The 23,898-nt window shown below is 38.6% G+C and carries 25 protein-coding genes; 19 read left to right on the top strand and 6 right to left on the bottom strand.

What is annotated here, in order from left to right:
- The first annotated feature begins 65 nt into the window (after window positions 1-65).
- From BI291_RS10660 to BI291_RS10645, 4 genes are all read left to right on the top strand, one after another.
- Window positions 66-1,316 (top strand): RNA polymerase sigma factor, encoded by a 1,251-nt coding sequence (locus BI291_RS10660; protein ID WP_074498746.1) that lies wholly within the window; start codon window positions 66-68, stop codon window positions 1,314-1,316.
- Window positions 1,317-1,402: 86 nt separating this feature from the next.
- Complete coding sequence (locus tag BI291_RS10655; protein ID WP_074498745.1) at window positions 1,403-1,807, top strand: VOC family protein; 405 nt, start codon at window positions 1,403-1,405, stop codon at window positions 1,805-1,807.
- 61 nt (window positions 1,808-1,868) lie between these two features.
- Window positions 1,869-2,243 carry a DUF1428 domain-containing protein gene (locus BI291_RS10650; RefSeq protein ID WP_074498744.1) on the top strand — a complete coding sequence of 125 codons (375 nt, stop codon included), beginning with the start codon at window positions 1,869-1,871 and terminating at the stop codon, window positions 2,241-2,243.
- A gap of 105 nt (window positions 2,244-2,348) precedes the next feature.
- Window positions 2,349-2,717: a YciI family protein gene (locus BI291_RS10645; protein WP_074498743.1), complete on the top strand. Its 369-nt coding sequence runs from the start codon at window positions 2,349-2,351 to the stop codon at window positions 2,715-2,717.
- 46 nt (window positions 2,718-2,763) lie between these two features.
- Here the strand turns inward: BI291_RS10645 and BI291_RS10640 are convergent, their stop codons facing one another.
- The gene (locus BI291_RS10640) at window positions 2,764-3,366 is read right to left on the bottom strand and encodes a LysE/ArgO family amino acid transporter (protein ID WP_254849562.1); all 603 of its coding nucleotides are present in this window, start codon (window positions 3,364-3,366) and stop codon (window positions 2,764-2,766) included.
- Window positions 3,367-3,475: 109 nt separating this feature from the next.
- On the opposite strand from BI291_RS10640, the gene BI291_RS10635 reads away from it, so the two are divergent.
- Entirely contained in the window at window positions 3,476-4,375 is a 900-nt protein-coding gene (locus tag BI291_RS10635; protein WP_074498742.1) for a LysR family transcriptional regulator ArgP, read from the top strand.
- Between the two features lie 44 nt (window positions 4,376-4,419).
- Here BI291_RS10635 and BI291_RS10630 read toward each other — a convergent pair whose 3' ends face one another.
- A complete protein-coding gene (locus BI291_RS10630) occupies window positions 4,420-7,104 on the bottom strand; it encodes a CHASE domain-containing protein (protein ID WP_083602006.1) in 2,685 nt (894 codons plus the stop codon).
- Between the two features lie 214 nt (window positions 7,105-7,318).
- On the opposite strand from BI291_RS10630, the gene modA reads away from it, so the two are divergent.
- The 7 genes from modA (at window position 7,319) to BI291_RS10595 (ending at window position 15,371) form a co-directional block, all read left to right on the top strand.
- Complete coding sequence (modA, locus tag BI291_RS10625) at window positions 7,319-8,059, top strand: molybdate ABC transporter substrate-binding protein (protein WP_074498741.1); 741 nt, start codon at window positions 7,319-7,321, stop codon at window positions 8,057-8,059.
- 14 nt (window positions 8,060-8,073) lie between these two features.
- The gene (modB, locus tag BI291_RS10620; RefSeq protein ID WP_074498802.1) at window positions 8,074-8,781 is read left to right on the top strand and encodes a molybdate ABC transporter permease subunit; all 708 of its coding nucleotides are present in this window, start codon (window positions 8,074-8,076) and stop codon (window positions 8,779-8,781) included.
- Entirely contained in the window at window positions 8,774-9,868 is a 1,095-nt protein-coding gene (gene modC, locus BI291_RS10615) for a molybdenum ABC transporter ATP-binding protein (RefSeq protein ID WP_083602005.1), read from the top strand. Before modB ends, modC begins: the two co-directional genes overlap by 8 nt.
- 244 nt (window positions 9,869-10,112) lie before the next feature.
- On the top strand, window positions 10,113-11,789 hold the full coding sequence (locus BI291_RS10610) for a M28 family peptidase (RefSeq protein WP_074498740.1): 1,677 nt from the start codon (window positions 10,113-10,115) through the stop codon (window positions 11,787-11,789).
- A gap of 111 nt (window positions 11,790-11,900) precedes the next feature.
- Window positions 11,901-12,743, top strand: coding sequence for an HDOD domain-containing protein (locus tag BI291_RS10605; RefSeq protein ID WP_074498739.1), 843 nt, complete (start codon window positions 11,901-11,903; stop codon window positions 12,741-12,743).
- Window positions 12,744-12,970: 227 nt separating this feature from the next.
- Window positions 12,971-14,395 carry a sodium-dependent transporter gene (locus BI291_RS10600; protein WP_074498738.1) on the top strand — a complete coding sequence of 475 codons (1,425 nt, stop codon included), beginning with the start codon at window positions 12,971-12,973 and terminating at the stop codon, window positions 14,393-14,395.
- A gap of 70 nt (window positions 14,396-14,465) precedes the next feature.
- A complete protein-coding gene (locus BI291_RS10595; RefSeq protein WP_139302602.1) occupies window positions 14,466-15,371 on the top strand; it encodes a class I SAM-dependent methyltransferase in 906 nt (301 codons plus the stop codon).
- Here the strand turns inward: BI291_RS10595 and BI291_RS10590 are convergent.
- Window positions 15,368-15,985, bottom strand: a complete 618-nt coding sequence (locus BI291_RS10590; RefSeq protein WP_074498737.1) for a LysE family translocator — start codon at window positions 15,983-15,985, stop codon at window positions 15,368-15,370. The two genes, BI291_RS10595 and BI291_RS10590, sit on opposite strands and share 4 nt — an antisense overlap.
- Window positions 15,986-15,994: 9 nt before the next feature.
- Complete coding sequence (locus BI291_RS10585) at window positions 15,995-16,843, bottom strand: DNA ligase (RefSeq protein WP_074498736.1); 849 nt, start codon at window positions 16,841-16,843, stop codon at window positions 15,995-15,997.
- Window positions 16,844-16,978: 135 nt separating this feature from the next.
- Between BI291_RS10585 and BI291_RS10580 the strand changes: the two genes are divergently transcribed.
- Both BI291_RS10580 and BI291_RS10575 read left to right on the top strand, forming a co-directional pair.
- A complete protein-coding gene (locus BI291_RS10580; protein ID WP_074498735.1) occupies window positions 16,979-17,449 on the top strand; it encodes a hypothetical protein in 471 nt (156 codons plus the stop codon).
- Window positions 17,450-17,608: 159 nt separating this feature from the next.
- Entirely contained in the window at window positions 17,609-17,842 is a 234-nt protein-coding gene (locus BI291_RS10575; RefSeq protein WP_139302601.1) for a PGPGW domain-containing protein, read from the top strand.
- 35 nt (window positions 17,843-17,877) lie between these two features.
- Here the strand turns inward: BI291_RS10575 and BI291_RS10570 are convergent, their stop codons facing one another.
- Window positions 17,878-18,588 carry a DUF3581 family protein gene (locus BI291_RS10570; RefSeq protein ID WP_074498734.1) on the bottom strand — a complete coding sequence of 237 codons (711 nt, stop codon included), beginning with the start codon at window positions 18,586-18,588 and terminating at the stop codon, window positions 17,878-17,880.
- Window positions 18,589-18,707: 119 nt separating this feature from the next.
- Entirely contained in the window at window positions 18,708-18,989 is a 282-nt protein-coding gene (locus BI291_RS10565; RefSeq protein ID WP_074498733.1) for a GIY-YIG nuclease family protein, read from the bottom strand.
- Between the two features lie 78 nt (window positions 18,990-19,067).
- On the opposite strand from BI291_RS10565, the gene BI291_RS10560 reads away from it, so the two are divergent.
- From BI291_RS10560 to BI291_RS10540, 5 genes are all read left to right on the top strand, one after another.
- Window positions 19,068-19,898, top strand: a complete 831-nt coding sequence (locus BI291_RS10560; protein ID WP_074498732.1) for a DUF2797 domain-containing protein — start codon at window positions 19,068-19,070, stop codon at window positions 19,896-19,898.
- Window positions 19,899-20,024: 126 nt separating this feature from the next.
- On the top strand, window positions 20,025-20,870 hold the full coding sequence (locus BI291_RS10555) for an HDOD domain-containing protein (RefSeq protein WP_074498731.1): 846 nt from the start codon (window positions 20,025-20,027) through the stop codon (window positions 20,868-20,870).
- Between the two features lie 360 nt (window positions 20,871-21,230).
- Window positions 21,231-21,569, top strand: a complete 339-nt coding sequence (glnK, locus tag BI291_RS10550) for a P-II family nitrogen regulator (protein WP_074498730.1) — start codon at window positions 21,231-21,233, stop codon at window positions 21,567-21,569.
- 9 nt (window positions 21,570-21,578) lie between these two features.
- Window positions 21,579-22,844 carry an ammonium transporter gene (locus BI291_RS10545; protein WP_074498729.1) on the top strand — a complete coding sequence of 422 codons (1,266 nt, stop codon included), beginning with the start codon at window positions 21,579-21,581 and terminating at the stop codon, window positions 22,842-22,844.
- Between the two features lie 121 nt (window positions 22,845-22,965).
- The gene (locus BI291_RS10540) at window positions 22,966-23,889 is read left to right on the top strand and encodes a Dyp-type peroxidase (RefSeq protein ID WP_074498728.1); all 924 of its coding nucleotides are present in this window, start codon (window positions 22,966-22,968) and stop codon (window positions 23,887-23,889) included.
- The last annotated feature ends 9 nt before the right edge of the window (window positions 23,890-23,898 follow it).

The raw sequence follows: 23,898 nt of genomic DNA, 5'->3' as shown, positions 1-23,898 counted from the left end.
TTCGTATTTAAGCATGCATCAAAGAGCATATGCCTATTTAAAGTGCAAAAAACAGTATTTAAATTATGATCAATGTTAAACAAACAGGGCTAACAGTTGAGCAAGAAATCACCTCATGTTATCAGCGTGAGTCAGGTGCTGTATTGGCAACGCTTATGCGTTTATTGAATGGTCATTTTGATTTAGCGGAAGAAGCGTTACAAGATGCATTCACGGCAGCTTTATTGCAATGGCCAAAAGATGGTGTGCCTAATAACCCGCGCGCATGGTTAATTTCAACAGGGCGATTTAAAGCGATAGATAAGCTTCGTAAAAATAACAGTTTCTCTAGATACCTCACTTCAACGATACCTGATGACGTGGTGCAAACCGCCCCCTTTGAAGAGCCAGAGGTTATTGAAGATGACTTACTGCGATTGATTTTTACTTGCTGCCATCCCGCGTTAGCAATAGAGGCCAGAATTGCACTAACACTCAGAGAAGTATGTGGTTTAACAACGGAAGCGATAGCCGCGGCATTTTTAATTCCAGTTTCTACTCTTGCCCAACGTATTGTTCGAGCTAAAAATAAAATTCGCGAATTGCAGATACCATATGAAGTACCTGATACTGATTTGCTGCCAGAACGATTACATTCGGTGCTAGCTGCTTTGTATTTATTATTTAATGAAGGCTATTCGGCAACTGTTGGTCATGACGTTACATGCACAGAACTATCCTTAGAAGCTATTCGGTTAACGAGGCTACTGTCGGCATTAATGCCACAAAAAGAAATTATTGGCTTATTAGCATTAATGCTACTTCACGATGCCCGTAAAAAAGCGCGTATGGATGAGCACGGCGAACTTGTTTCTTTGGAAGAGCAAAACCGTACTTTATGGGATCAGCCGCAAATAGCAGAAGGGTGTCAATTCGTAAAAAAAGCATTATCAATGGGGCAAGCTGATCCCTATACATTGCAAGCAGCTATCGCTGCCGTACATTGTGAAGCGCCTAGCTTTAAAGAGACTGATTGGGCTGAAATTACTGGATTATACCAAGTACTTTTATCAATAAATTTCTCACCGGTTTATGCGTTAAATCATGCGGTAGCGCTATCGATGCGAGACGGTCCCATTGCCGGTTTAAAGGCAATAGAAGCAATAGAAGATCATAAAGCATTACAACATTATTATTTACTTTACGCTGCAAAGGCGGATTTATATCGACAACTTGCGCAAAAAGATGCGGCATTGTCCGCATATAAACGCGCTTTAGATTTAACTCAACAAGCCCCCGAAAAACGCTTTATCGAAAAAAGAATGGCAACGCTTTAATTATTTTTTATGTGGTGTGTCGAAATTTTAAGGCCTTATACGACTACTCTTTAAAACACTTAAAATAAACACATAAGGAGTAAAAAATGACATCGATGATTTTCGTCAATCTACCTGTAGCCAATCTATCAGCAGCGATAAAATTTTATCAAGCAGTTGGCTTTGATAATAACCCGAAATTTACCGACGACACTGCAGCATGTATGGTGTGGAGTGAAAATATTCATGTCATGCTATTGACGCATGAAAAATGGCGACACTTTACGCAACGTCCTATCCCAGAAATTTCTTCTAGTGAAGTGATGCTAGCTTTGTCATTAACTGATAAGAAGCGTGTTGATGTAATGCTTAAAACTGCTCATGAATGCGGAGGTATCGCAGATGTCAATCCAGTGCAAGATTTTGGCTTTATGTATGGCCGTGCTTTTACCGATCTTGATGGACATGTTTGGGAAGCTATGTGGATGGATCCAGCAGCAGCGGCTGAATAATAAGGTAAACGTTAGCGCTGATTTATAAACATTTACAAACCCTAAGAAAAGGAGAATAAGAATGACCTATATTGATGGCATGGTAGCAGCAGTACCTAAAGTGAATAAAGAAAAGTTTAAAGCACACGCTGAAGCATTTGATGCCGCTTTTATTGAGTGGGGAGCGATACGTGTTGTGGAATGTTGGGAAGATGATGTCCCTGATGGAAAACAAACAGACTTTCGTCAAGCGGTTAAAGCTAAAGCTGATGAACAGATCGTGTTTTCTTGGATTGAGTGGCCTGACAAAGAAACACGTAATGCTGGCATGGAAAAAATGGAAGCAGCAATGAAATCCGATCCAAAGATGAACATGGAAGAAAACCCTATGCCTTTTGATGGCATGCGGCTTATTTATGGTGGATTTGTGCCAATGATCACCATGAATCAATCTTAACATTTACGGTTGTTGTATAGGGGGAGTCGATAGGCTTCCTCCCTATGTTACTTAGCCCTAAATGTTATTACTTGAGTATTATTGAGACACAATAGGAGGCAATTCATGAAATATTTATGTTTAGTTTATTATGATGAAACTAAGATGGAGAAGTTATCACAGACAGAGTGGGATGATTTAAATCAAGAGTGCATCGCTTGCGTAGAAGGCTTATCGGCTAGCGGTCACTTTATTGATGGTGCGCCTTTGATGACAACGGATACGGCATTGAGTTTGCGTATTCGCAATGAAAAGCCTTTGATCACCGATGGACCCTTTGCTGAAACCAAAGAACAGTTAGCCGGCTTTTATATGCTTGAAGCCAGAGATATGAATGATGCACTTAGATTGGCACAAAAAATCCCTCCTGCTCGTTACGGCACTGTTGAAGTAAGGCCTGTTCGCGAGCTAAAACATGATAATAATGACAGATAAATAATGAAGTGATAAACGTTAATGATTCATTCACGTTTTTTGCAAATTAATGGATGAAATTAAGTAATTGATACGCCATAAATAATAAGATAATAGCGATGAGACTATCGAATATTCGCCACTTGGTTGTCGAGCTAAGCCAGCGTTTTAATGTTGGAGAAAACGCAGTCAGTGTGATAAACCAAATAATTGAGCCTATACATGCACCAAAAGCAAACATTTGAGGTGAAGGTTGTAATGCGCCGATACTACCAAGTAGTACAACAGTATCTAAATATACATGAGGGTTTAAGAAACTGATCATTAATGTTTGTGTGACGGTAACTTTCCAGTGATGGGCATTCGCTTTTGCTGCATTTAACCCTGAACTTCCTTGATAAGCTCTATAGGCTGCACCTCCTGCTAGATAGATCAACATGAGTACACCGCCATAGGTAAGCCAGGGGGTTATAGCGGGTAAAAGTTCTTTAATTTCATTTGCGGCATATACCCCTAATATAATGAGTAATACGTCGGAAAAAATACATGCGGCGGCTAATGCTAGACGATTTGCACCCGCCATGCTTTGACTAAGTACCCAAATATTTTGTGCGCCAATGGCTATTATAAGGCTTAAGCCAAGCATTATCCCTGAGAAAAAAGACAACATATTAATTCCATGAGTTTTTATTCACTCAATTAGTAAGTTTATATTTGCATCATACGTAAATTTAATTATTATCATAATGAATAATACTGTTGATACATGAGTAATAATCATGATGGATTATCAATTGCTAGAAGCACTTCACGCGATAGTCAATGAAGGTGGTTTTGAAAGGGCGGCAAACAAACTTTTTATTACCCAATCTGCGATAAGTAGAAGAATACAGTCGCTCGAATTGCTTTTAGGTGAGCCAGTATTAATACGATCAAAACCGCCAAAACCGACGGGTAAAGGAATACGTTTGTTAAACCATTTTCAACAGGTTTTACAATTAGAAATGGAGTTAAATATAGACTCACTTGCCGATACTGCAGCTAGTGCGATGCCAATCACTATACGCCTAGCAACCAATCGAGACTCATTAGCTACTTGGTTGCCAGAAGCGTTAAGTATTTTAAATGGTTTAGATCAACAACAGGTGAAATTCGAATTACTGGTTGACGATCAATCTGTTGTGCTTAATAAGATGAAGTCTGGCGAAGTGATGACATGTATTTCTTCAGAGCCTAACGCGATTAATGGCGGAAAAGTGAGTTACTTAGGTATGTTGCGTTATCGAGCCGTAGCATCTCCGGCGTTTTTATCCAAATACAAAGTGAATGTCGCTCAAGACTTAGTCAAATGCCCGTGTCTTATTTTTGATGAAAATGACAACTTACAACATCAATTTTTGGCGGATGTTGTAAAAAGCGATACTGATTTTGTACATTTATTGCCATGTCCAGAGGGTTTTAAACAAGCGTTAATCGCAGGGGTTGGCTATGGCATGTTACCTGAGTTGCAGTGTGTTGATGCACTTGCCGAAAATAAACTTATTATCCTCGGAGATGAATACTCTATTGATGTACCCTTATATTGGCATTATTGGCAATCAGAAGCCCCACAATTAAAAGCGTTGAGAACACAAGCATTAACCGTATCTTCGCTACGTTTATTTCAACCTGATAAATAGTGGCATAGGCGTATATGCTATTCCTGTTTTTCATCGCAGAATAATTATTCACGCAATAGCCTGTTAAGTTCTTTTATTAATTTATCTTTTTCTAAGGGTTTTGATAAGTAGCCATCAAAATATTGGCGATATAAGTCTTGTTCATTTTTCAACGCGTTAGCGGTTAAAGCAATGATGGGTTGTTCAGGTGCCTCTGCCTTTATTTTTTTACAAGCGGTTAAGCCGTCCATTTCTGGCATTTGTATATCCATAAAAATAAAGTCTGGGGCGCAAATATGAAATTTATTAATCGCATCAACACCGTCATTTGCCATAACAATATTAGCATTGGTAGGCTTCATCATTTTAGAAATAACCAATTGATTTATTTTGTTATCTTCAGCAATGAGTATGGTTTTATCATGCATATCAGGGTAGAGAGTATCAAGTGTCACTGTGGTGGATTTGTCACCAGTAACAGCTGTTAAAGGCAAGGCTACAGCGATAGTTGTACCTTTATTGATCTCGCTTTCTACATCGATAGAGCCTTTCATTAGCTTCACTAATTTATCTGATATGGGTAAACCAAGACCTGTGCCGCCAAAGCGGCGTGTTGTAGAGCTATCTGCTTGTTCAAAACGGTTAAATAAACGCTTTAACGTTTGTTGATCAATACCAATACCGGTATCTTTGACGGTAAATACAATACCCTTGGTATGATCTTCACGTGCAGAAACGCTTACTGAACCTTGCTCGGTGAATTTAATCGCATTAGAAATTAGGTTAATCAATATTTGCCGAATACGAACGATGTCGCCCAACCAACATTCGTCTTGAACTTGGTTATTAAAGCTTAAGTTAATATTTTTACCTTGAAGTAACAGTGACAATTCAGAATTTAATTGTTCCATCAAAACAGGTAGCTTAAATACTTCATTTTCTAATTCAAGCTTACCCGCTTCAATTTTCGAAAAGTCGAGAATATCATTGATAATCGTAATGAGAGATTTAGTTGAATGATAAGCGGTTGAGATGAGCTTTTTATTATTAGCGTCAAAGTCTTGTTCTTTTAATAATTGAATCGTACCGTAAACACCGTTTAAAGGGGTGCGTAATTCATGACTCATGTTAGCAAGAAATTCTGATTTTGCGATGGATGCTTGTTCAGCTTTTATTTTTGCTTCTTTTAGCTCGTGCTCATGTTGTAACGTTTCCGTTAAATCGTACGCTATTCCTAAGTAACCTAACGATTCTGAGGTTGAATTCGCTAAAGAGGTTACACTGAGTCGTACTTGAATATGCTGGCCTGACTTACTGACATATGTCCATTGGTTGGTATCTATTTCGACGTATTTAGTTTTCACGACAAATACTTCGAACCCTGGTGTAATATCTTCATTTAGTTCTTTTGAGAGCTCAATAGATTTGGCAATAACTTCACGTTCAAGGTGAAAAATAGCAGGTGAATGTGTATTGATTAGCTCATCAGCACGGTACCCTAACAACTTTTCTGCAGCAGGATTAAATACTTGAATTATCCCTGTTTTGTCCGTTGCAATGACCGCGTACGCTGCATTTTTTAAAATACTATCGTTAAGCAAGTTAGCTTGTATCAGTTCATCGGTTTTATTTGCTACAGCTGTAGATAATTGTGAGTTGGTCAGTGTTAATTTTTCTTCTCTTGCTTTGGCAAGATCAATTTGATATTGGGCAAGTTGTGCTTTTCGTTGCAAAGCTAAGTGTAATAAAAAGTACGATAATAGTGTTACCAAAGTGAATATGGTACCGGTCATTAACCCTAAATACTGATGGGGTAAATTTAAGTTCTGCAAAAACTTTTCGGTCGAAAATAACTTAATTTCCCATGTGCGACCATAAATGGGCACTGTTTTAGCCATGTATTGCATACTAGTTAAATTTTCAGCCTGGGCTTGGTAAAAAGGCACTTTATCTGTAGTGTCGCTAATGGCTAGGAGATCATCACCAACTTGTGTCACTGTGGCTAAAATTTCACCGATCAGCAGAGGGGCGTAGGTCCAACCATAAATCGTATCTTCAATTTCCTTGACTGACTTGGGTATGCTATTGTTGTGATACACTGGTTTGACTAATAAAAAACCATGTTCTACTTTTCCAGTGGCTTGCACTAGTGTGATAGGAGCCGTTAAAGTCGTTTGATTATTTAGCGCTGCATTTTCTAAAGTAACTCTGCGATTTTTTTCCGAACCAACGTCTAATCCAATCGCTTTATTATTAACAGATTCAGGAAAAATATATTGAATAATATAACGCGTTTTATCATGGGGAGTTAACGACTTGATAGAAAACTTATTATCAGGTCTGTCTTGGTTAGCTTGCTCAGTAAACTGTGATTCTTGTTGTATCGTTACAGGTTTGATAAGGCCAAAACCACGGGCACCTTTATATCTCTCTGGATAGGTTTGGGCGTTACTAAAGGTATGAATTGTTTTATGAGTAATGTAGCTAGGGTCGTGCGAAAGAATTGTTGAATGTAAACTAGCTACACCTAAGGCATAATGATCGAGCCTTTCTATAATGCCATTAGTAATAAAGTTTAATCGTGTTTTTAATGCTTGTTGAATTTGGCTTTCAATCTTCTCTTCATGACTAAATTGTTGGTAAGTGGAAAATACAAGTCCAAAAATAATAATAAAACAACTAAATAGATATTGCTGTTTAGTAAAACTTAATTTAAATAATGACAGAATTAAACCCTCAAATATTTTCAATTTTAGGTAAATGTTAAGTGTGTACGGAAAATTCTTTGCACGTTGTAAATAATAAATAGGTAAAACATACGTGCATTATTGCGCACTCATGCTTCTTCAAGTATATATTGTCGGCTTGAGTTAGCAATATTGTTTTACCAATTTGATAAGCTGATGCCAATTGAATTTATGTTGATATTCTGCCACCATCTTTCTTTTCAAGTTAAATGCCCTGATGAAATTATTTCTTACCTTACTCCTTACCTTGTTTTTCACTGCCTCGGCATTGGCTGAACAAGCAAGAGTTGCCGTTGCATCTAATTTTATTTTACCGATGAAGTCGCTTATTGAAGCGTTTGAAGCTAACTCTCCTTATTTCATAAAAGCGTCTTATGGTTCTTCGGGAAAGCTCTTCGCGCAAATATCTCATGGCGCACCTTTTGATATCTTTTTTTCTGCTGATCAAGCAAAACCAGACGCTCTTATTTCTTCAGGATTAGCAACAGCAGAGCACCGCTTTACCTATGCTCAAGGTAAGTTGCTGTTATGGTCGAATAAACGTTATTCAGTTAAAACAGTATCTGAAGTATTAATGGGTGGTCAATATAATAAAATTGCACTTGCAAACCCTAAATTGGCCCCTTATGGCGCAGCTGCAAAATCAGTGCTAGTGGAGTTGTCATTGGCAAATGCAACGAGAAAAAAATGGGTGATGGGAGAAAACATTAGTCAAGTATATAGTTTTGTTGCGTATGGCAGTGTTGATATAGGGTTTGTGGCACAATCTCAATTGATAACGAGTAACGTGAGTGGACAAGTATGGCAAATTCCTCCTTCGCTTTACGAACCTATTAATCAAGATGCAGTATTATTAATGAAACGCAAAACGAATAAAGCAGCAATGGCTTTTTGGACATTTTTGCACACAGATGAAGCCAAAAAGATAATTCAGGCTTATGGCTACGAGACTTTTTGAGGTTAACAAACACAATGCTTTCAGCTGAAGATTTTGGTGCTATTTGGCTAACGATAAAACTGGCAACTACAGTTACTGTATTATTATTACTTGTCGGCACTCCTATTGCGTGGTGGTTAACGCATACAAGCAGTCGGCTTAAAGCCGTTGTAAATGCATTAGTTACCTTGCCCTTAGTGTTGCCGCCCACAGTTATTGGTTTTTACTTACTGATCACAATGGGGCCTGATGGCGTTATTGGCCAATTCACTCAAATGCTTGGCCTTGGTATATTACCTTTTACCTTTTGGGGATTGGTGATCGCGTCTATGGTGTATTCGTTACCATTTGTGGTGCAGCCAATTCACAATGCAATGCAGGCGGTTGGTAAACGACCTGTAGAGGTTGCAGCAACATTGAGGGCTGGGCCAATGGAACAATTTTTTACGGTCGTTTTACCTTTAGCAAAACCAGGCTTTATCAGTGCTGCAGTATTAGGTTTTGCACATACCGTTGGTGAATTTGGTGTTGTTTTGATGATTGGTGGTAACATTCCAGATGAAACAAAAGTGATCTCAGTGCAAATTTATGATCACGTTGAAGCTTTGCAATACACCCAAGCGCACACGTTATCATTAACCATGGTACTCTTCTCTTTTGCGGTGTTGTTGCTGTTACATACAGTGCAACGTCGTTCGAACTCGAATGTGTTTTTAGCGAAAGGACAATCGTCTAATGACTAACTGTCCACAGATATCAGCAAAATTTTCATTGTTCAGAACGCAGAAAACACAGCATGACAGCTTTGTATTAGACGTTGATTTTTCAATCCCTTTTCGCGGCGTAACGGCTATATTTGGTCATTCAGGCTCCGGTAAAACAACGTTACTGCGTTTAATTGCAGGGTTGGAAAAGTGCCAACAAGGACAGATAGTGGTTGATCAACATGTTTGGCAGCAAGGGGATATTTTTTTGCCTGCCCATCAACGCACCATAGGGTATGTGTTTCAAGAACCGAGCTTGTTTGATCATTTAACTATTATCAAGAATTTACAATACGCACTTAAACGTGCTGACTCACCCGTTTCAAAAACACACTATAACGAGGTGATTCAATTACTTGCACTTGAACCTTTATTAACACGGTACCCAGCGCAGCTTTCAGGTGGTGAGAAGCAACGTGTTGCTATTGCTCGCGCTATTTTTATTCAACCAACGGTATTATTAATGGATGAGCCTCTTGCCTCATTGGATGGAAAACGAAAAGCAGAAATTCTGAGCTATTTAGAAACATTAACGAAAGTCGTGAAAATTCCCATTATTTATGTCAGCCATTCGGTAGATGAAATCATGCGTCTTGCTGACCATGTCTTAGTATTAGATGCAGGGAAAATTAGTGCACAGGGTAGCGTTTTTGAAGTGTTTTCACGTTTAGACGTAACGTTAGGGCAAGATAAAGGGGTAGTTTTATCAGGGAAAATTGTTGCGTTTGAGCCTCAGTGGCGGTTGGCAAAGTTTGAGTTTTCTGGTGGCGATTTATGGCTTCCTGATAACGATTTTAACCTTAATCAAACAGTTCGTGTTCAGGTGAAGGCTTCCGATATTAGTGTTACTAATACATGTCTTGATGACTCGAGTGTTTTAAATCGTTTAGCTGCGAATGTTGTCGCTATCAACGAACAAGCAGAACAAGCAATGGCCTTAGTGCAATTATGTGTTGGCGATAGTATGTTCATTGCGCAACTGACACGAAAATCCATTGCAAACTTAGCATTATCTCCGGGTAATCATGTGTGGTTACAAGTAAAGTCGACCGCGATTGTGCGTTAAATAACCGTTTCATCAATAGTGATGCTCGACCCAACAATCATTTGATGAAATATATTTAGCGTAATTACATCATGACCATTTAATTGATTGGATCGGTATTAAGACTGTATAGCAATCGACCAATCAACAAAAACATACGTCGGCTTGGTCTGGTTTTTTTTTGCAATGCCCTTTATAGTGATTAGCTAATCGCAACCTGCGGTCGTGAATAAATTATATAATTAAAAAGCCCAAAGAGTATTTTATGAAACTTACACACCTTACCTCAGCAAGTCTATTATCACTTGCGATGTTGTCAGCATGCGGTCAACAAGAGGCAAAACAAGAAACAACTGTTTCAGTACAACCTGAACAAGTCGATGCAGAACGTATTAAAGCCCACGTTGAATTTTTAGCTGATGATACGCTGTTAGGGCGTGACACTGGCAGCACTGGTTATCAAATTGCGGCAAATTACGTTATCTCAAATTTCAAGCAAATAGGGTTACAACCACAAGGTGATCACGATACGTTTGAACAACAAGTAACGTTTCGTAAAACGTTTCTAGAAGAAGGCTCTGCAACCTTAGCCGTTGAAACTGCATCAGGTACGAAAGAGTTAGTGTTTAAGGATGAGTTTCTAGCTTCTGGTTCTTCAATTGAAAAAGAATCATTTGTGCAAGCTGACACTGTGTTTGTCGGCTACGGTATTATCGCATCTGACTTTGGCTACAATGATTATGAAAACATTGATGTTGAAGGGAAAGTGGTTGTTGCCTTAACCGGTCGCCCACATGACTTACCGTCAGAAGAAGGTGCTCATATTGGTTCAGGACGTGAAAAAATTCGTCACGCAGCTGAACGTGGCGCAGTAGGGTTTATTACAGTACACACACCAAAACGTAATAAAGTCCGCGACTTTTCTGTTTCAGCAAAGTATGCGAGTGCACCTCGATTAAGCTGGGTTGGTAAAGATGGTAAACCAAATGGCGTATATGAATCGATTAAAGGCGGGGCTTACATTAATCATGAAGCAGCAGCTGTATTGTTTGAAGGTGCTGCAGAATCACTAGAGTCGGTGTTTGAAAAAGATACCAATAATGAAGCTGTAAAAGGCTTTGCGTTAAACAGCAAGGTAACGATGGCGAAAAAATCTCGTCATGAAGAAATTACTAGTCCGAATGTTGTTGCGACTTTGGAAGGTAGCGATCCAAAATTAAAGAATGAGTATGTGGTTTTTTCTGCGCATTTAGATCATATCGGTGTGAGTAAACATCATGTTGATCATGAAGAAGGCGAAGAGGTTGATAGCATCAATAATGGTGCATTAGATAATGCGTCAGGTGTCTCTATTTTATTAGAAACGGCGCGTTTGTTAGCGTCACAACCAGCGCCTAAACGTTCAGTATTGTTTGTGGTAGTAACCGGTGAAGAAAAAGGCTTATTAGGTTCTTCTTATTTTGCCAATAACCCTACCGTTCCAGGTACGCAAATGGTGGCGAATGTAAACTTAGATATGCCATTAATTTTATACCCTTTTGCTGATGTGATTGCCTTTGGTTCAACCCACTCTAGTCTAGGGCCAATTGTTGAGTCAGCGGCTGGTAAAGTTGATGTTAGCTTAAGCCCGGATCCAATGCCAGAACAAGCGTTATTTACACGCAGCGACCATTACAGTTTTGTAAAAGCAGGCATTCCATCGGTGTTCTTGATGACAGGCTTTAAATCAAAAGATCCAAATATTGATGGTGGCAAAATGTTTAAAGATTTCTTAAAAAACCATTATCACCAACACAGTGATCAAATTGATTTACCGATTCGTTGGGATGCTGCGGCTGATTTTGCCGAAGTAAACATGATGATTGGTTTAGAAATTGCCAATGGTGATAAACGTCCAGCATGGAACCAAGGTGATTTCTTCGGTAAAACATTTGCACAATAATTAGTACAAATTATAAGGTGCTAAAAACGTGGCTATTGCCACGTTTTTTATTTTCAACCCTTAAATAAACGCGTTACACTCATATGTGACAATAATAAATAAAGGCTGTGTATGAACGCTCATGATTATGCAATACAAGCGAACGGTTCGTTCGCTTTACCTGACGCATGTTTCAAGGTTAAAGCATTAATGGAAGATGAATCTTCATGTATTGAAGACTTTGCTAATGTGATCAGTGTTGATCCGTCGATGACTTCAAGGTTATTGCAAATAGCGAACAGCGCAATTTACAGCTTTCCAGGTGAAGTTAGCACTATTTCAAGAGCTATTACGATAATAGGCACACAAGCTATTTATAACATGATGCTCGTTGATGTTGCCGCCTCTGCCTTTAAGCACTTTTCAAACCAAGCGATAGATTTAAAACGCTTTTGGCGGATGAGTGTTTTTTGTGGATTAGCGACAAAAAATTTATCGATTAAAGCGGGAATTCGCGATATAGAACGTTTATTTGTCGCAGGCTTATTGCAAAACTTTGGTGAATTAATTGTTGCGAAAGTATCACCGGAACTTGCTAAAACGTGTGAAAATTATGATGCTGAACACTTACCGTGGATGGTTCAACAACAAACTTTGGGGTTTACCTATACTGAAATATCTGCAGAGTTATTAAAGATTTGGCAAATACCGGAAAAGATTATTCTACCTATTCGACACTACAATGAAGCACAAGATATTCAAATTAATAAAGATGTTAAAGTGCTTTATTTAGCAACACGCTTGGCACTTGTTGATGCTCATCCTGACCGCTTTAGTTATGATGACACGATTGATGAATCACTATGCCAAAGCTTGGGCATTTCAACCGACGATTTAAACTTAGCTGCTGACTTTGCCAGCCAAGAAGCTGAACATATATTATCGATTATGGATGCTAAACACTTTACTCGGTAACTTATTGTTAAGTAATGTTTTATTTTAATTGGTATGATTAAGTGCACTGTTTATTATACATTTGCAGGTAAATGATCGACGAGTAAGACAAGACATTCTCTTAAAAGCTTGATAGCATCTGGCAACTAAAATTTGTCAGCGCGAGTCTAGCACGGCGCTACAGCCAAATTTAGCAACTTTAATCCTGTGATTACGTGCCTAAAAAAATATTATAATGAAGGACATTTATGACCGCATCTAGAGAACACTTTAGCTCACGACTCGGTTTTATCTTAGCCGCTGCTGGTTCAGCAGTGGGTATTGGTAACTTAGTTGGTTTTCCGGTAAATGCCGCCAAAAACGGTGGTGGCGCTTTTTTATTAATGTATGCCTTATTCGTCTTTTTTATTTGCTTGCCTGTGATGATCGCAGAAATGGCGGTAGGAAGAAAAACGCAAAAAGAACCGGTAGGTGCTTATAAAGACTTAAGCGGTGGTAGCAAGTTTTGGGGAGCTGCCGGCTTTCTAGGCGTGTTAACGCCATTTATGATAGCCGTGTTCTATATGGTGCTAACGGTTTGGCTATTTGGCTATATTGCGTTAACGGTTTCAGGGCAACTTGATTTTCTAGCCAGTAGCGAAGGGTTTGGTATGTTCATCAATAGTCCTTATTTATTTGTTGCTATGGCAGTTGTTGCTGGCATTATTAATTACATATTGGTTGCTGGAGTTAAAGACGGTATAGAGCGAGCTGCAAAAGTACTGATGCCTGCATTACTTGTGATGTTAATCATCATGGTGGTGTTTGTGTTATCACTAGATAATGCGTTTGCAGGGGTCAAGTTTTTTATTATTCCTGACTTTTCAAAAATTACCCCTTCAGTCATTAACGGCGCGCTTTCGCAAGCGTTTTTCTCATTATCGTTAGGTATGGGTATTTTAATTACCTACGGTTCATACATTAACCGAAAAACCGATATCACAAACTCAGCTAAATTAGTGGCGATAACGGATACTGGGGTAGCCTTTACGGCTGGCTTAATGATACTACCAGCGGTGTTTTCATTTAATCCAGAGGTTAACCCTCAAGAGTTAAGCGATAGCTCTGTATCGCTAATTTTTACTTTCTTACCTAAAATATTTTTAGCGTTACAAACCTCTATTGGTTACCTTGGTGCGAGTGTTGTTGCTACGTTCTTTTTTACACTGGTATTTTTTGCCGCGATTACTTCTTTAGTTTCGATACTAGAAGTACCTGTATCATATTTGGTGACAGAAAAATGTCATAGCCGTAAAAAAGCCTTAACCGTTTTATTAATGACTGCTGGCGTACTCGCTGTGTTTGCTACGTTATCATTTGGTATGGTTGCATTCTTCACTGAATTTACTTCGTACGCGGGCGGTAACAGATCGTTCTTTGATGTGGTGTACGACATTTTCTACGACACGATATTGCCGCTGAATGGTTTCTTATTGTGTGTGTTTGTTAGTTACCGCTGGAAGAAGCAACAGCTGACAAAAGAGTTATCTGTAGGTAATGACAACTATGCAGGCTCGTGGGTAGAAAAATACGTTAACTTTTCGCTAGGTACTTTTGTGCCAGTTATTGTGTTTTTCATCTTTATCAATACGGTTATCACAAAGTTTTGGGGAATTAACCTGTTTGGTGTGTGATCGTATTTGAACGTCTAATAGAAAAGGCTGTATCAATTTGATACGGCCTTTGTTTTTTAAGGAAGTTACTTTGTTTTTAACCGAAGTTGAGCAAAATATCACTGCTGCTGATTTTAGCCAGTGCCAACGTTTATTTCATGGTCGAGGACATGCTTTTGAAAATTTTGAGCATGTGAACGTTGATTGGTTAGCGCCTGTTGTGTTGATCACTTTGTATCAAACTGTTGATGATGTGTGGTTACACGAAACGGCAGATATGTTATTAAACCGTGTGCCTTTATGCCGTTCTGTGCAAGTACAAAGGCGCTACCTTGCAAAAGCACCCACTGAAGTTTTGTTAGGTGAAACCATTTCTGAAACTGAGGTTACCGAACATGATTTGCACTATCACATTCAATTAGGTAAATCGCAAAATATTGGCTTGTTTCTAGATATGGCGAATGGTCGTCAATGGGTACAAGCTCACGCTGAGGGTAAAAAAGTACTTAATTTGTTTGCATATACCTGTGCTTTTTCCGTTGCAGCAGTAGCAGGTGGCGCGAGCAAAGTAGTAAACATTGATATGGCGAAAGGAGCATTGGCTAAAGGGCGTGATAATCATCGGCTTAATCAGCATGATTTATCAAAGGTGATTTTTGAAGGTGTTGATATTTTTAAATCATACAATCGATTAAAAAAATATGGACCTTATCAGCTCATGATTTGCGATCCACCCTCCTTTCAAAAAGGCAGTGTAAATATCGCGCGTGATTATAAAAAAATTCTGTCACGTATTCCGCAGCTACTCAGCCCTGAAGCAGAATTATTGCTATGTTTAAACTCGCCAGATCTTGATGAGCAGTTTTTACTTGAAGAAATGAAAAGAGAGTGCCCTGATTGTCAATTTATCGAAAAAGTATTGAACCCAGCAGTGTTCAAAGAAGCGACTGCTGGTAAGGGGTTAAAAGCACTCAAGTTTAAGTATTTACCGCTTTAATTAATAACAACGCGCGCGGCAAGTAAAATTAAAAAACTGCCGGTGATCCTATCAATGATATGGCTGTTATTTTTAAGTTTTTCGATAACAGGGCCTCTGGAAAATAAAAAAGCGACAAGGATATACCATAGGGCATCGATACAGCCTACTGTTGCCACCATGATAGCTTTTTCATTGAACGTTGCCTCTGGGCTTACAAACTGACTAAACAATGCGAGAAAAAAGATCGCAAGTTTAGGGTTTAAAAATGCAATTAAAAAGCCGTCTCGCCAACCATTTACTTTTTTGTCAGCGCTTTGACTTGTGTCGTTATTATCGCTGGCTTTTATAGGCTTACTCATCAAGGCTTTAATTCCTAAGTAACATAAGAAAGCAGCACCAGCGTACTGTATTATCTGAAAGAGAATGGGTGATTGAACAATAAGTACTGCAATACCTAAAGTGGTAAGTGCGGCATATAACGCAACGCCTACACCGTGACTTATTGCGGTGGCATATCCTTGTATTGCATTACCGTGCAAGGTGTTTTTTACCACCACAGCCAAGCTAGGACCAGGCGATAATGCCCCCATAATGCAAATAGCAACTAATGATAGCCACAAATGTAATTCCATTGAAAAATCCTACTCTGCTGGGCGAATGCGTAAAAAGCTCGCAAATTTTGGCATACCTCGCTTGGTTTTACCAATATATTGATAGGTTATTGTACTGCCAATTGCTGGTGGTTGTTGTCGTTCTTTATCACTAAAACCAGATCCAATCCGAAAGGTTAAGCCGTTGGGCATTTTTACCTGTAATGAACCTAGCTTACCAGTATACTTACCTTTGCCAGCTATATGCGCGATCACTTGTGCTTCGGCATCCTGCTTTCGTTTTAATTTCATCAGTGCCTGTGTTCTGCCTACTTGGTAATAGGCATCTTTATGATGCAGCATTAATCCTTCACCTTGGTTGTTAATCACAGTAGAAAGTTTGTTTTCTAATGCTGAAAAAGTGGCGACTTTTACTTGAGGGATCATTTGAAGGTAAGGTGAATTAGCCTCTTGAATAAGTGCTTTTAAGGCTGAAATTCGTGCGGTAAACGTGCCTGAGTGTTCAGGTAAATCGAAGAGCATAAAAGTTAATTGACGCCAACACGAATAATGCTGAGTACCTTGTTTCGCGATACAAGACATTGTCGCTTGAAACTCTCCATGGTTTAACCAAATCTCGCCATCTAGTGGGGTGTTTGGCCATTGTTTAACAAACCATGAAGGCACATTAATATGGTTACCGTTGCGTGTTTTTAATGACTTACCTGTCCATCTACCGCGAATACCGTCGAGTTTTTCACTGACCCAATACTGGCTAAGATCATCTGGTTTTTGGTAAGTAATGCTGTGTTGTAACTTATCAATTTCAGCGGCTTTTAATGTTATTAATCCTGACAATAATAACAATGCTAAGCAGGAAGTTATAAGATGATTGGCCATGTGGAACGTCCTTGTTCAGTAATGGGAGGATGAATAAAATTGTTGGCAAGTATAGAAGCTAACGATAAAAATGCGAGCAAAGCCGTTTTTATGTACTAGACTCGTTGCTAATTAAATACGCAAAGGGAATTGCATATGAACAATATACGTATTGTGGTGGCATTAACGCTTTTGATGGTTAGCTATGGTTTACAGGCGAAGAAAAATTGCTCCTCATATGAAACTAAATTAAATAATATTCAGTCAAAACAGCGTCAAGGTTACAGTGCTTCGCAGGGAGTCAAGCTTGCTAAGCAGGAACGGGCTGCATATAGCAGATGGTGGGATTGCAAACGAGGCAACTTAAAGAAAGCAACTAAGAAAGCAAAAGGCGATAACAAAGGGCTGAAACGTCAGTTCAAACAAAAAAGCCCTATCACGTTAACTGCCGTCAAACCACTGACTAATAACGTTAGAATAAAAGCAAAATATCAAGGAGCTAAACAACAAGCCTGGCTTGACTTTTATCAACCGTTAGCGATATGTAAATCACCAAAAAAATTGTCTACCTTTGCAAAGTGTTTAAAGGATGAGCAACGTCAGCAGTTGCTTTTTGAGCAGCAATGATTGAATCGTTAATGATTGGTCAAATGAGTACAATAGTCGTGAACCTCGCTATAAAAAACAGAGGTTATTCTATTTTTTACTTTTAATACAACGTTTTAGGTTTTGGTTTGAATTTTGCTATTAAAACAGGTCTCTATAATTTTTTTCGATGAGGTTTGTGTGAAAAGATTACAATCATCTTTGATGATCATTGGTGGATTTATATTTCTTCTTATTGGTCTTGTGTTTATTTTATTGCCGGGCCCAGCTGTCATTTTTATTCCACTTGGTTTAGCAATGTTAAGTACAAAGTATGTGTGGGCACAGCAATGGTTGAAACGAAGTCAGCGTTGGCTTCGTAAACGCGCCGTTGAAATAGATCGTTGGTTACTAAAACGTAAGTATCGCGGTTAAATTAACGCAGCGATTTTCTGCGTTAATTTGGTGTGTTAAGATTTGATATGCTGTTGCTTTTTGTCAATATATAACTGCACAATGTTATCAATCACGTCTTGTTCATAAGGGCGTAAACCGCTAAGAAGCATGTGTTTTTTGCCATGACCAATAATAGTGTCGCCATCGTATAAATTAAAAATTAAATCAGCAACACCACGCTTACCTTCTAATGAAAGCTTTGAGTCTGCTAAAGACAATTTTACGTTTTTAAACGACAATGAGTTTAGGTGTATTGTCATACTTTCATACATAACCATTGGACGAGTAGGATTGATCATCACTTGGTTTTGCTTCATTAACTCAACCAGAATGTGCGGAAAAGTATGCCCTGAAAATTCAACATAAGCTGAGGTTAACGCTGCAATTGTTTTAGCATCTTTAGTGCATTCACCGCTGGCTTCAATGGTTAAATACTCTTTGCCATTATCATCAACGATTGCTGCTTTTTCATTGATGTCACTAGGAAAGGTTAGAGATATACCGTCTGAAACCATCCCTGAAAAGGTAAATTTCATTTCTTGAGATAAACCTGAAGTTTCTAAGTTTAAGGCAAATAATAGATCGCCAGGCACACAGAATCTTTTGGCTTCTATGTCATGCAAAGGATTAAAATCATCGGCAATATTTTTGGCAAAGTTGCTTGCCTGCTCTCGGCTAAAACTGATTTTGCCGTTATCAATATGGCAATAATTTTCTAAATACATAAGTTATTCTTCTGGTACTTCAAGTAAAAACCGACGCATTCTACCAGTAGTTTGCTAAAAAATCGAAAGATTAATAGCATCTACTAACTAAGCAGACCAGTAAAAACAAGGCTTTCAGCTTACACTTGTACCTCTTTTTCAAGTGTAAATTGTGCCACTAACTGCTCTTTTTGTTTTTTTGATAGTTTACGAAGGTAGTACTCCCGCTGACAAGCTTCCTTTCGATGTGCTGCAGGCTCTGCATAAGCTAAACTTACTGGGCGGCGTACACGTGTATATTTTGCGCCTTTCGCTGTTTGGTTATGTTCGTGTACTCGCCGTGCTAGATCAGTTGTGACTCCGGCATACAAGCTATTATCTGCGCAGCGTAAAAAATAAACGAACCATGTTGCTGAGGGCATAATCAATGAATCTTCGCTTGCTATTGCGTGGTTGTTTTACTTAACATGTCTGCAAAATAACATATTTTGAAGTTTGATATGCAAATACCCGCAGGCCCGTTAAAAAAAATGACGGCACAGCTCTCTGAACAAGGCAATGTTAACTATCAGTTACCCATTGGTGATAATGCCTTACCGTTAAATGATGTGATTGGTCATCATCTTACTCTTACTTTTCAGCAGCATATTAGTTGCCAACACTGTGGCCGAAAAACGAAAAAAAGCTACTCTCAAGGTTTTTGTTTTCCTTGTATGCAGAAATTAGCACAATGCGATATGTGTATTATGAAACCAGAAACTTGTCATTTTCATTTAGGTACTTGCAGAGAGCCTGAATGGGGAGAAAGAAATTGTTTTATGCCTCATTATGTTTACTTAGCAAATACTTCTGGTGTTAAGGTGGGTATTACCCGTGAAACACAAATTCCGACACGTTGGATTGATCAAGGTGCTACACAGGCATTGCCTATTTTTAAGGTCAGTTCTCGTCTTCAGTCAGGTTTAGTTGAGATAGCGCTAGCTCAGCATATCGCTGATAAAACAAATTGGCGAGCAATGCTCAAGGGCGAAACAAAGAATGTTGATTTACAACAGGTCGCGCAAGAGCTAAAACCGTTAATTCGGGATAAATTAGCCGAATTACAATTGAATTATGGGGAAGAAGCCATTGAAGAGTTGGAACATTCAGTGGTAGATTTATCATTTCCTGTCACACAATATCCAACTAAAGTGTCTTCTTTCAATTTTGATAAACATCAAGAAGTTAGTGGTATTTTACAAGGGATAAAAGGACAGTACCTTATCTTTGATGCTGGGGTGATTAATATTCGTAAATTTACCTCGTACCATGTTGAAGCTAAAGTAGGATAATAATCTGCAGTAACGAAAAATCCGTCTATAATCAAAGAAAGTAACCATATATAACATCAACTGGAGTATGTGTTGTGAGTATAAAGTGTTCAACGTATATTTGGTCTAACCACGTAAGGTAGCAATATGGAAGCATTAGATTACGCTGAAAAAGCCAATGAAGTATTCGTTTTATCTGATTCATTTATCAGGATAAAACAACTTATTGATGATGAAGCCTCTACTATAGATGATATAGCGGATGTCATTTTATTGGATCCTGCTTTAGCAGGCACAATTTTAAAGTTAGCCAATAGTTCTTTTTTTAATTACCCCGGTAAAATTGATACAATTTCCAAAGCGGTTTTAGTGCTTGGTATTACCGAAGTGTATAATCTTGTCATTGCGTATTTTACCACTAAGGCATTTAAAGAGGTTAAAGCTGAACCTGAATTTCTAGAGGCGTTTTGGGAAAATAGCGTTGATTGCGCGTTAATTATTAAATACTTAGGCTTCCAATTAAAAGTGCCTAATGCTGAGCGGCTATTCATTTTAGGGCTAATGCATAATTTAGGTGAATTAGTGATGCAGCAATTTGCACCCGAACAGGTAAAAAAAGCAAGGCAGGTAGCCTCAAATGAACTACCGTGGCAAAAACAGCGTGATATATTTGGTTTTACCTTTGCAGACTGTACAGGCGAATTATTAAAATTATGGCAGCTTCCGTATAGCTTAATTGAGCCAATACGCTTTCAAGACGAGGAAAACTTCGAACATTGTACCATGGAAACTAAACTGCTATTTATCGCTAAGCGAATCATGTTGATGAACCATCAGTGCCAACAACATGAACAAACCATGATACTCACGGAAGAAAAAATGCAAGAGATGATGTTAAAAGTTGATAACGTAAACGCGGCGAATAACTTTTGCGATATGGAGAGATTAGCCATTCTCGCTATTTTAAAACCTAGCGCAGCCATGATTTATTAAATCATTTTTCGAGTACAGAACAACTTTCAAAGATGCCTTTCTAAAGCCTTCATAGGGTTGGTTTTAGATGGGTAATCAGTACGTTGACTGTTATCGTTTAATTATAAGTACAACGCGATAATTACCCCAAACCCTAACTATTTCAATTCAGTCTAAATTCTTAAAACACTTTACTTATCGTTATTTCTTTCATTTATTTGATGCACCAAAAGAAAACGTACGCTTTGTTTAGCGCACTAATGTAGTGCATCAAATGGTGGTTCTACCGTTTATTTCATTATAAGTTGTTGTAATTTAGTTGTTATTTTTATTGGCATAACGATTGAATATTCACTTACAAACAATAACTAGGGGTAGTCAATGAAATTAATAAGCGCAATAGTTAAACCCTTCAAGCTCGATGATGTTCGTGAGGCGATTTCTGAAATCGGCGTTGAAGGTTTAACCGTAAGTGAAGTAAAGGGTTTTGGTCGTCAAAAAGGTCATACAGAACTCTATCGTGGAGCAGAGTATCAGGTCGATTTTCTGCCAAAAGTAAAACTTGAAGTTGCGGTAAATGACGATCAAGTAGAACGCTTAGTGGAGGCGATTAGCAAATCAGCTTACACAGGTAAAATAGGTGACGGCAAGATATTTGTTTACAACCTTGAGCAAGCCGTGCGAATTCGTACGGGTGAAACTGATGTAGAAGCACTTTAGGGGTTAATGATGGAACAAAATATTTTTCACCTTCAATATGCCATGGACACATTCTATTTTCTCGTTTGTGGAGCTTTGGTTATGTGGATGGCTGCTGGTTTTACTATGCTGGAAGCTGGCCTGGTACGCGCTAAGAATACGACTGAAATTCTCACAAAAAATGTCGCTTTGTACTCTATTTCTTGCATTATGTACTTAGTCTGTGGCTATGAAATTATGTATGGTGGTGGCTTTTTATTATCGGGTATTGAAACCGTAGATGCTGATGCTGTATTAAAAGACTTTGCAGGCCGAGAAGATGGTTTTACTGGTGGTGCAATTTACTCTACTGCGTCTGACTTTTTCTTCCAAGTCGTGTTTGTTGCTACAGCAATGTCTATTGTATCAGGCGCTGTTGCTGAGCGTATGAAACTATGGTCTTTCTTGTTGTTTACTGTTGTGTTAACCGCGATAATTTATCCGATGGAAGGAAGCTGGACATGGGGCGGAAACGCTGTATTTGGCTTATATAACTTGGGTGACTTAGGTTTTTCTGACTTCGCTGGTTCTGGCATTGTTCATATGGCTGGTGCTGCTGCTGCGTTAGCAGGTGTATTATTACTTGGTGCGCGTAAAGGAAAATATGGCAGCAATGGCCGTGTAAATGCCATACCAGGCGCTAACTTACCATTGGCAACATTAGGTACCTTTATTTTATGGATGGGGTGGTTTGGTTTTAACGGTGGTTCGGTGTTAAAGCTTGGTGATATCGGTAATTCTCATTCAGTGGCGATGGTCTTTTTAAACACCAATGCGGCAGCGGCTGGTGGTGCGATTGCTGCGCTAGTGTTAGCAAGAATCTTATTTAAGAAAGCTGATTTAACCATGGCGTTAAATGGTGCATTAGCTGGTTTGGTTGCTATTACTGCTGAACCTTCTACCCCAACAGCGCTACAAGCAACATTGTTTGGCGCATTAGGTGGTATTCTTGTTGTATTATCGATTGTTAGTTTAGATAAGTTAAAAATAGATGATCCAGTGGGTGCGATTTCAGTACATGGTGTTGTTGGTTTACTTGGTTTATTATTAGTACCGATAACAAATGATGGCGCAAGTTTTTCTGGTCAATTAATAGGTGCAGCAACTATTTTTATTTGGGTATTTGCAACAAGCTTTATCGTATGGTTTGCATTAAAAGCGACTATTGGTATTCGTGTCACTGAAGAAGAAGAATATGAAGGTGTTGATAAATCAGATTGTGGTTTAGAAGCATACCCTGAATTTACTCGCGGTTAAGCGACTGTTTACAAGAGTGAGAAGCCAACGTTACGACGTTGGCTTTTTTATGTGTAACTCTTACTTAAAAGTAGTTAAAATTGTGTACTATTAAGACATTAGCTTTTTTGAGAAATAACCAATGGCAAGAGAACAATTCGGTATATGTGCAGAGCCTAGCCTTCATGGCTATTATTTATTGTTTAATGTACTGGATGATAAAAATGAGCACATTAAGCAAGCGCTTGCTAGATTACCGGCACTCTTTGATAATTACGCAGATAGATTCTCAGAAGCGAATTTAACAGGAGTTATTGCTATTGGTGCGAATTATTGGGACGAATTATGGCCACAGGCAAGGCCGACTATGCTACGTTCATTTGAAGAGTTGAAGTGTGATGACCGTATTGCACCAGCGATAAATTATGACCTATATGTAGAATTACGCAGTGATCGTGCAGATGTAAATCATATTGTTGCTGAAAAGGTATGTTCATTACTTGCTGGTGGTGTTGAATTAGCAGAACAAGTAAGAGGTTTTCGTTTTCTGGATGGACGAGATCTTACTGGCTTTGTTGATGGTACTGAAAATCCCCAAGGAAGGTTTAGACGTGACGTTGCTTTGATTAAAAATGAACAAGACAGCGAGTTTGCAGCTGGTAGTTATTTACATATTCAACGTTATCGCCATAATTTAAATTTATGGAATACGCTCAAAGTGAAAGAACAAGAAGATGTTATTGCCCGCACTAAAATTGATAATGAAGAGTACACTACTGAAAATAAACTACCGACTTCTCATATAAAGCGCACTAATTTAAAAGACAGTGAAGGTAAAAGCTTAGAAATACTACGACAAAGCATGCCTTATGGAGATATGAAATTAAAAGGATTAATGTTCGTATCTTATTGTCATACACCAGTACACTTTGAATTAATGCTAAAAAGCATGATAGAAGGCGATGGGCAAGGAAACTTTGACCATATGCTTAAATATACACAAGCAGAAACAGGGGCTTCGTTTTTCGCCCCGAGTTTAAACTTTCTTGCAGGACTCGTTAAATAGGTAAACGAA

The sequence above is a fragment of the Thalassotalea sp. PP2-459 genome (genome assembly GCF_001913705.1).
Classification (GTDB): domain Bacteria; phylum Pseudomonadota; class Gammaproteobacteria; order Enterobacterales; family Alteromonadaceae; genus Thalassotalea_C; species Thalassotalea_C hakodatensis.
This window is presented reverse-complemented; position numbering and strand designations above follow the sequence as displayed.

Excerpts from the sequence above, each read along its gene's own strand:
- BI291_RS10660 (WP_074498746.1), top strand. The coding sequence starts at position 66 with ATGATCAATGTTAAACAAACAGGGCTAACAGTTGAGCAAGAAATCACC.
- BI291_RS10655 (WP_074498745.1), top strand. The coding sequence starts at position 1,403 with ATGACATCGATGATTTTCGTCAATCTACCTGTAGCCAATCTATCAGCA.
- BI291_RS10650 (WP_074498744.1), top strand. The coding sequence starts at position 1,869 with ATGACCTATATTGATGGCATGGTAGCAGCAGTACCTAAAGTGAATAAA.
- BI291_RS10645 (WP_074498743.1), top strand. The coding sequence starts at position 2,349 with ATGAAATATTTATGTTTAGTTTATTATGATGAAACTAAGATGGAGAAG.
- BI291_RS10640 (WP_254849562.1), bottom strand. The coding sequence starts at position 3,366 with ATGTTGTCTTTTTTCTCAGGGATAATGCTTGGCTTAAGCCTTATAATA.
- BI291_RS10635 (WP_074498742.1), top strand. The coding sequence starts at position 3,476 with ATGATGGATTATCAATTGCTAGAAGCACTTCACGCGATAGTCAATGAA.
- modA (WP_074498741.1), top strand. The coding sequence starts at position 7,319 with ATGAAATTATTTCTTACCTTACTCCTTACCTTGTTTTTCACTGCCTCG.
- modB (WP_074498802.1), top strand. The coding sequence starts at position 8,074 with ATGCTTTCAGCTGAAGATTTTGGTGCTATTTGGCTAACGATAAAACTG.
- modC (WP_083602005.1), top strand. The coding sequence starts at position 8,774 with ATGACTAACTGTCCACAGATATCAGCAAAATTTTCATTGTTCAGAACG.
- BI291_RS10610 (WP_074498740.1), top strand. The coding sequence starts at position 10,113 with ATGAAACTTACACACCTTACCTCAGCAAGTCTATTATCACTTGCGATG.
- BI291_RS10605 (WP_074498739.1), top strand. The coding sequence starts at position 11,901 with ATGAACGCTCATGATTATGCAATACAAGCGAACGGTTCGTTCGCTTTA.
- BI291_RS10600 (WP_074498738.1), top strand. The coding sequence starts at position 12,971 with ATGACCGCATCTAGAGAACACTTTAGCTCACGACTCGGTTTTATCTTA.
- BI291_RS10590 (WP_074498737.1), bottom strand. The coding sequence starts at position 15,985 with ATGGAATTACATTTGTGGCTATCATTAGTTGCTATTTGCATTATGGGG.
- BI291_RS10585 (WP_074498736.1), bottom strand. The coding sequence starts at position 16,843 with ATGGCCAATCATCTTATAACTTCCTGCTTAGCATTGTTATTATTGTCA.
- BI291_RS10580 (WP_074498735.1), top strand. The coding sequence starts at position 16,979 with ATGAACAATATACGTATTGTGGTGGCATTAACGCTTTTGATGGTTAGC.
- BI291_RS10570 (WP_074498734.1), bottom strand. The coding sequence starts at position 18,588 with ATGTATTTAGAAAATTATTGCCATATTGATAACGGCAAAATCAGTTTT.
- BI291_RS10565 (WP_074498733.1), bottom strand. The coding sequence starts at position 18,989 with ATGCCCTCAGCAACATGGTTCGTTTATTTTTTACGCTGCGCAGATAAT.
- BI291_RS10560 (WP_074498732.1), top strand. The coding sequence starts at position 19,068 with ATGCAAATACCCGCAGGCCCGTTAAAAAAAATGACGGCACAGCTCTCT.
- BI291_RS10555 (WP_074498731.1), top strand. The coding sequence starts at position 20,025 with ATGGAAGCATTAGATTACGCTGAAAAAGCCAATGAAGTATTCGTTTTA.
- glnK (WP_074498730.1), top strand. The coding sequence starts at position 21,231 with ATGAAATTAATAAGCGCAATAGTTAAACCCTTCAAGCTCGATGATGTT.
- BI291_RS10545 (WP_074498729.1), top strand. The coding sequence starts at position 21,579 with ATGGAACAAAATATTTTTCACCTTCAATATGCCATGGACACATTCTAT.
- BI291_RS10540 (WP_074498728.1), top strand. The coding sequence starts at position 22,966 with ATGGCAAGAGAACAATTCGGTATATGTGCAGAGCCTAGCCTTCATGGC.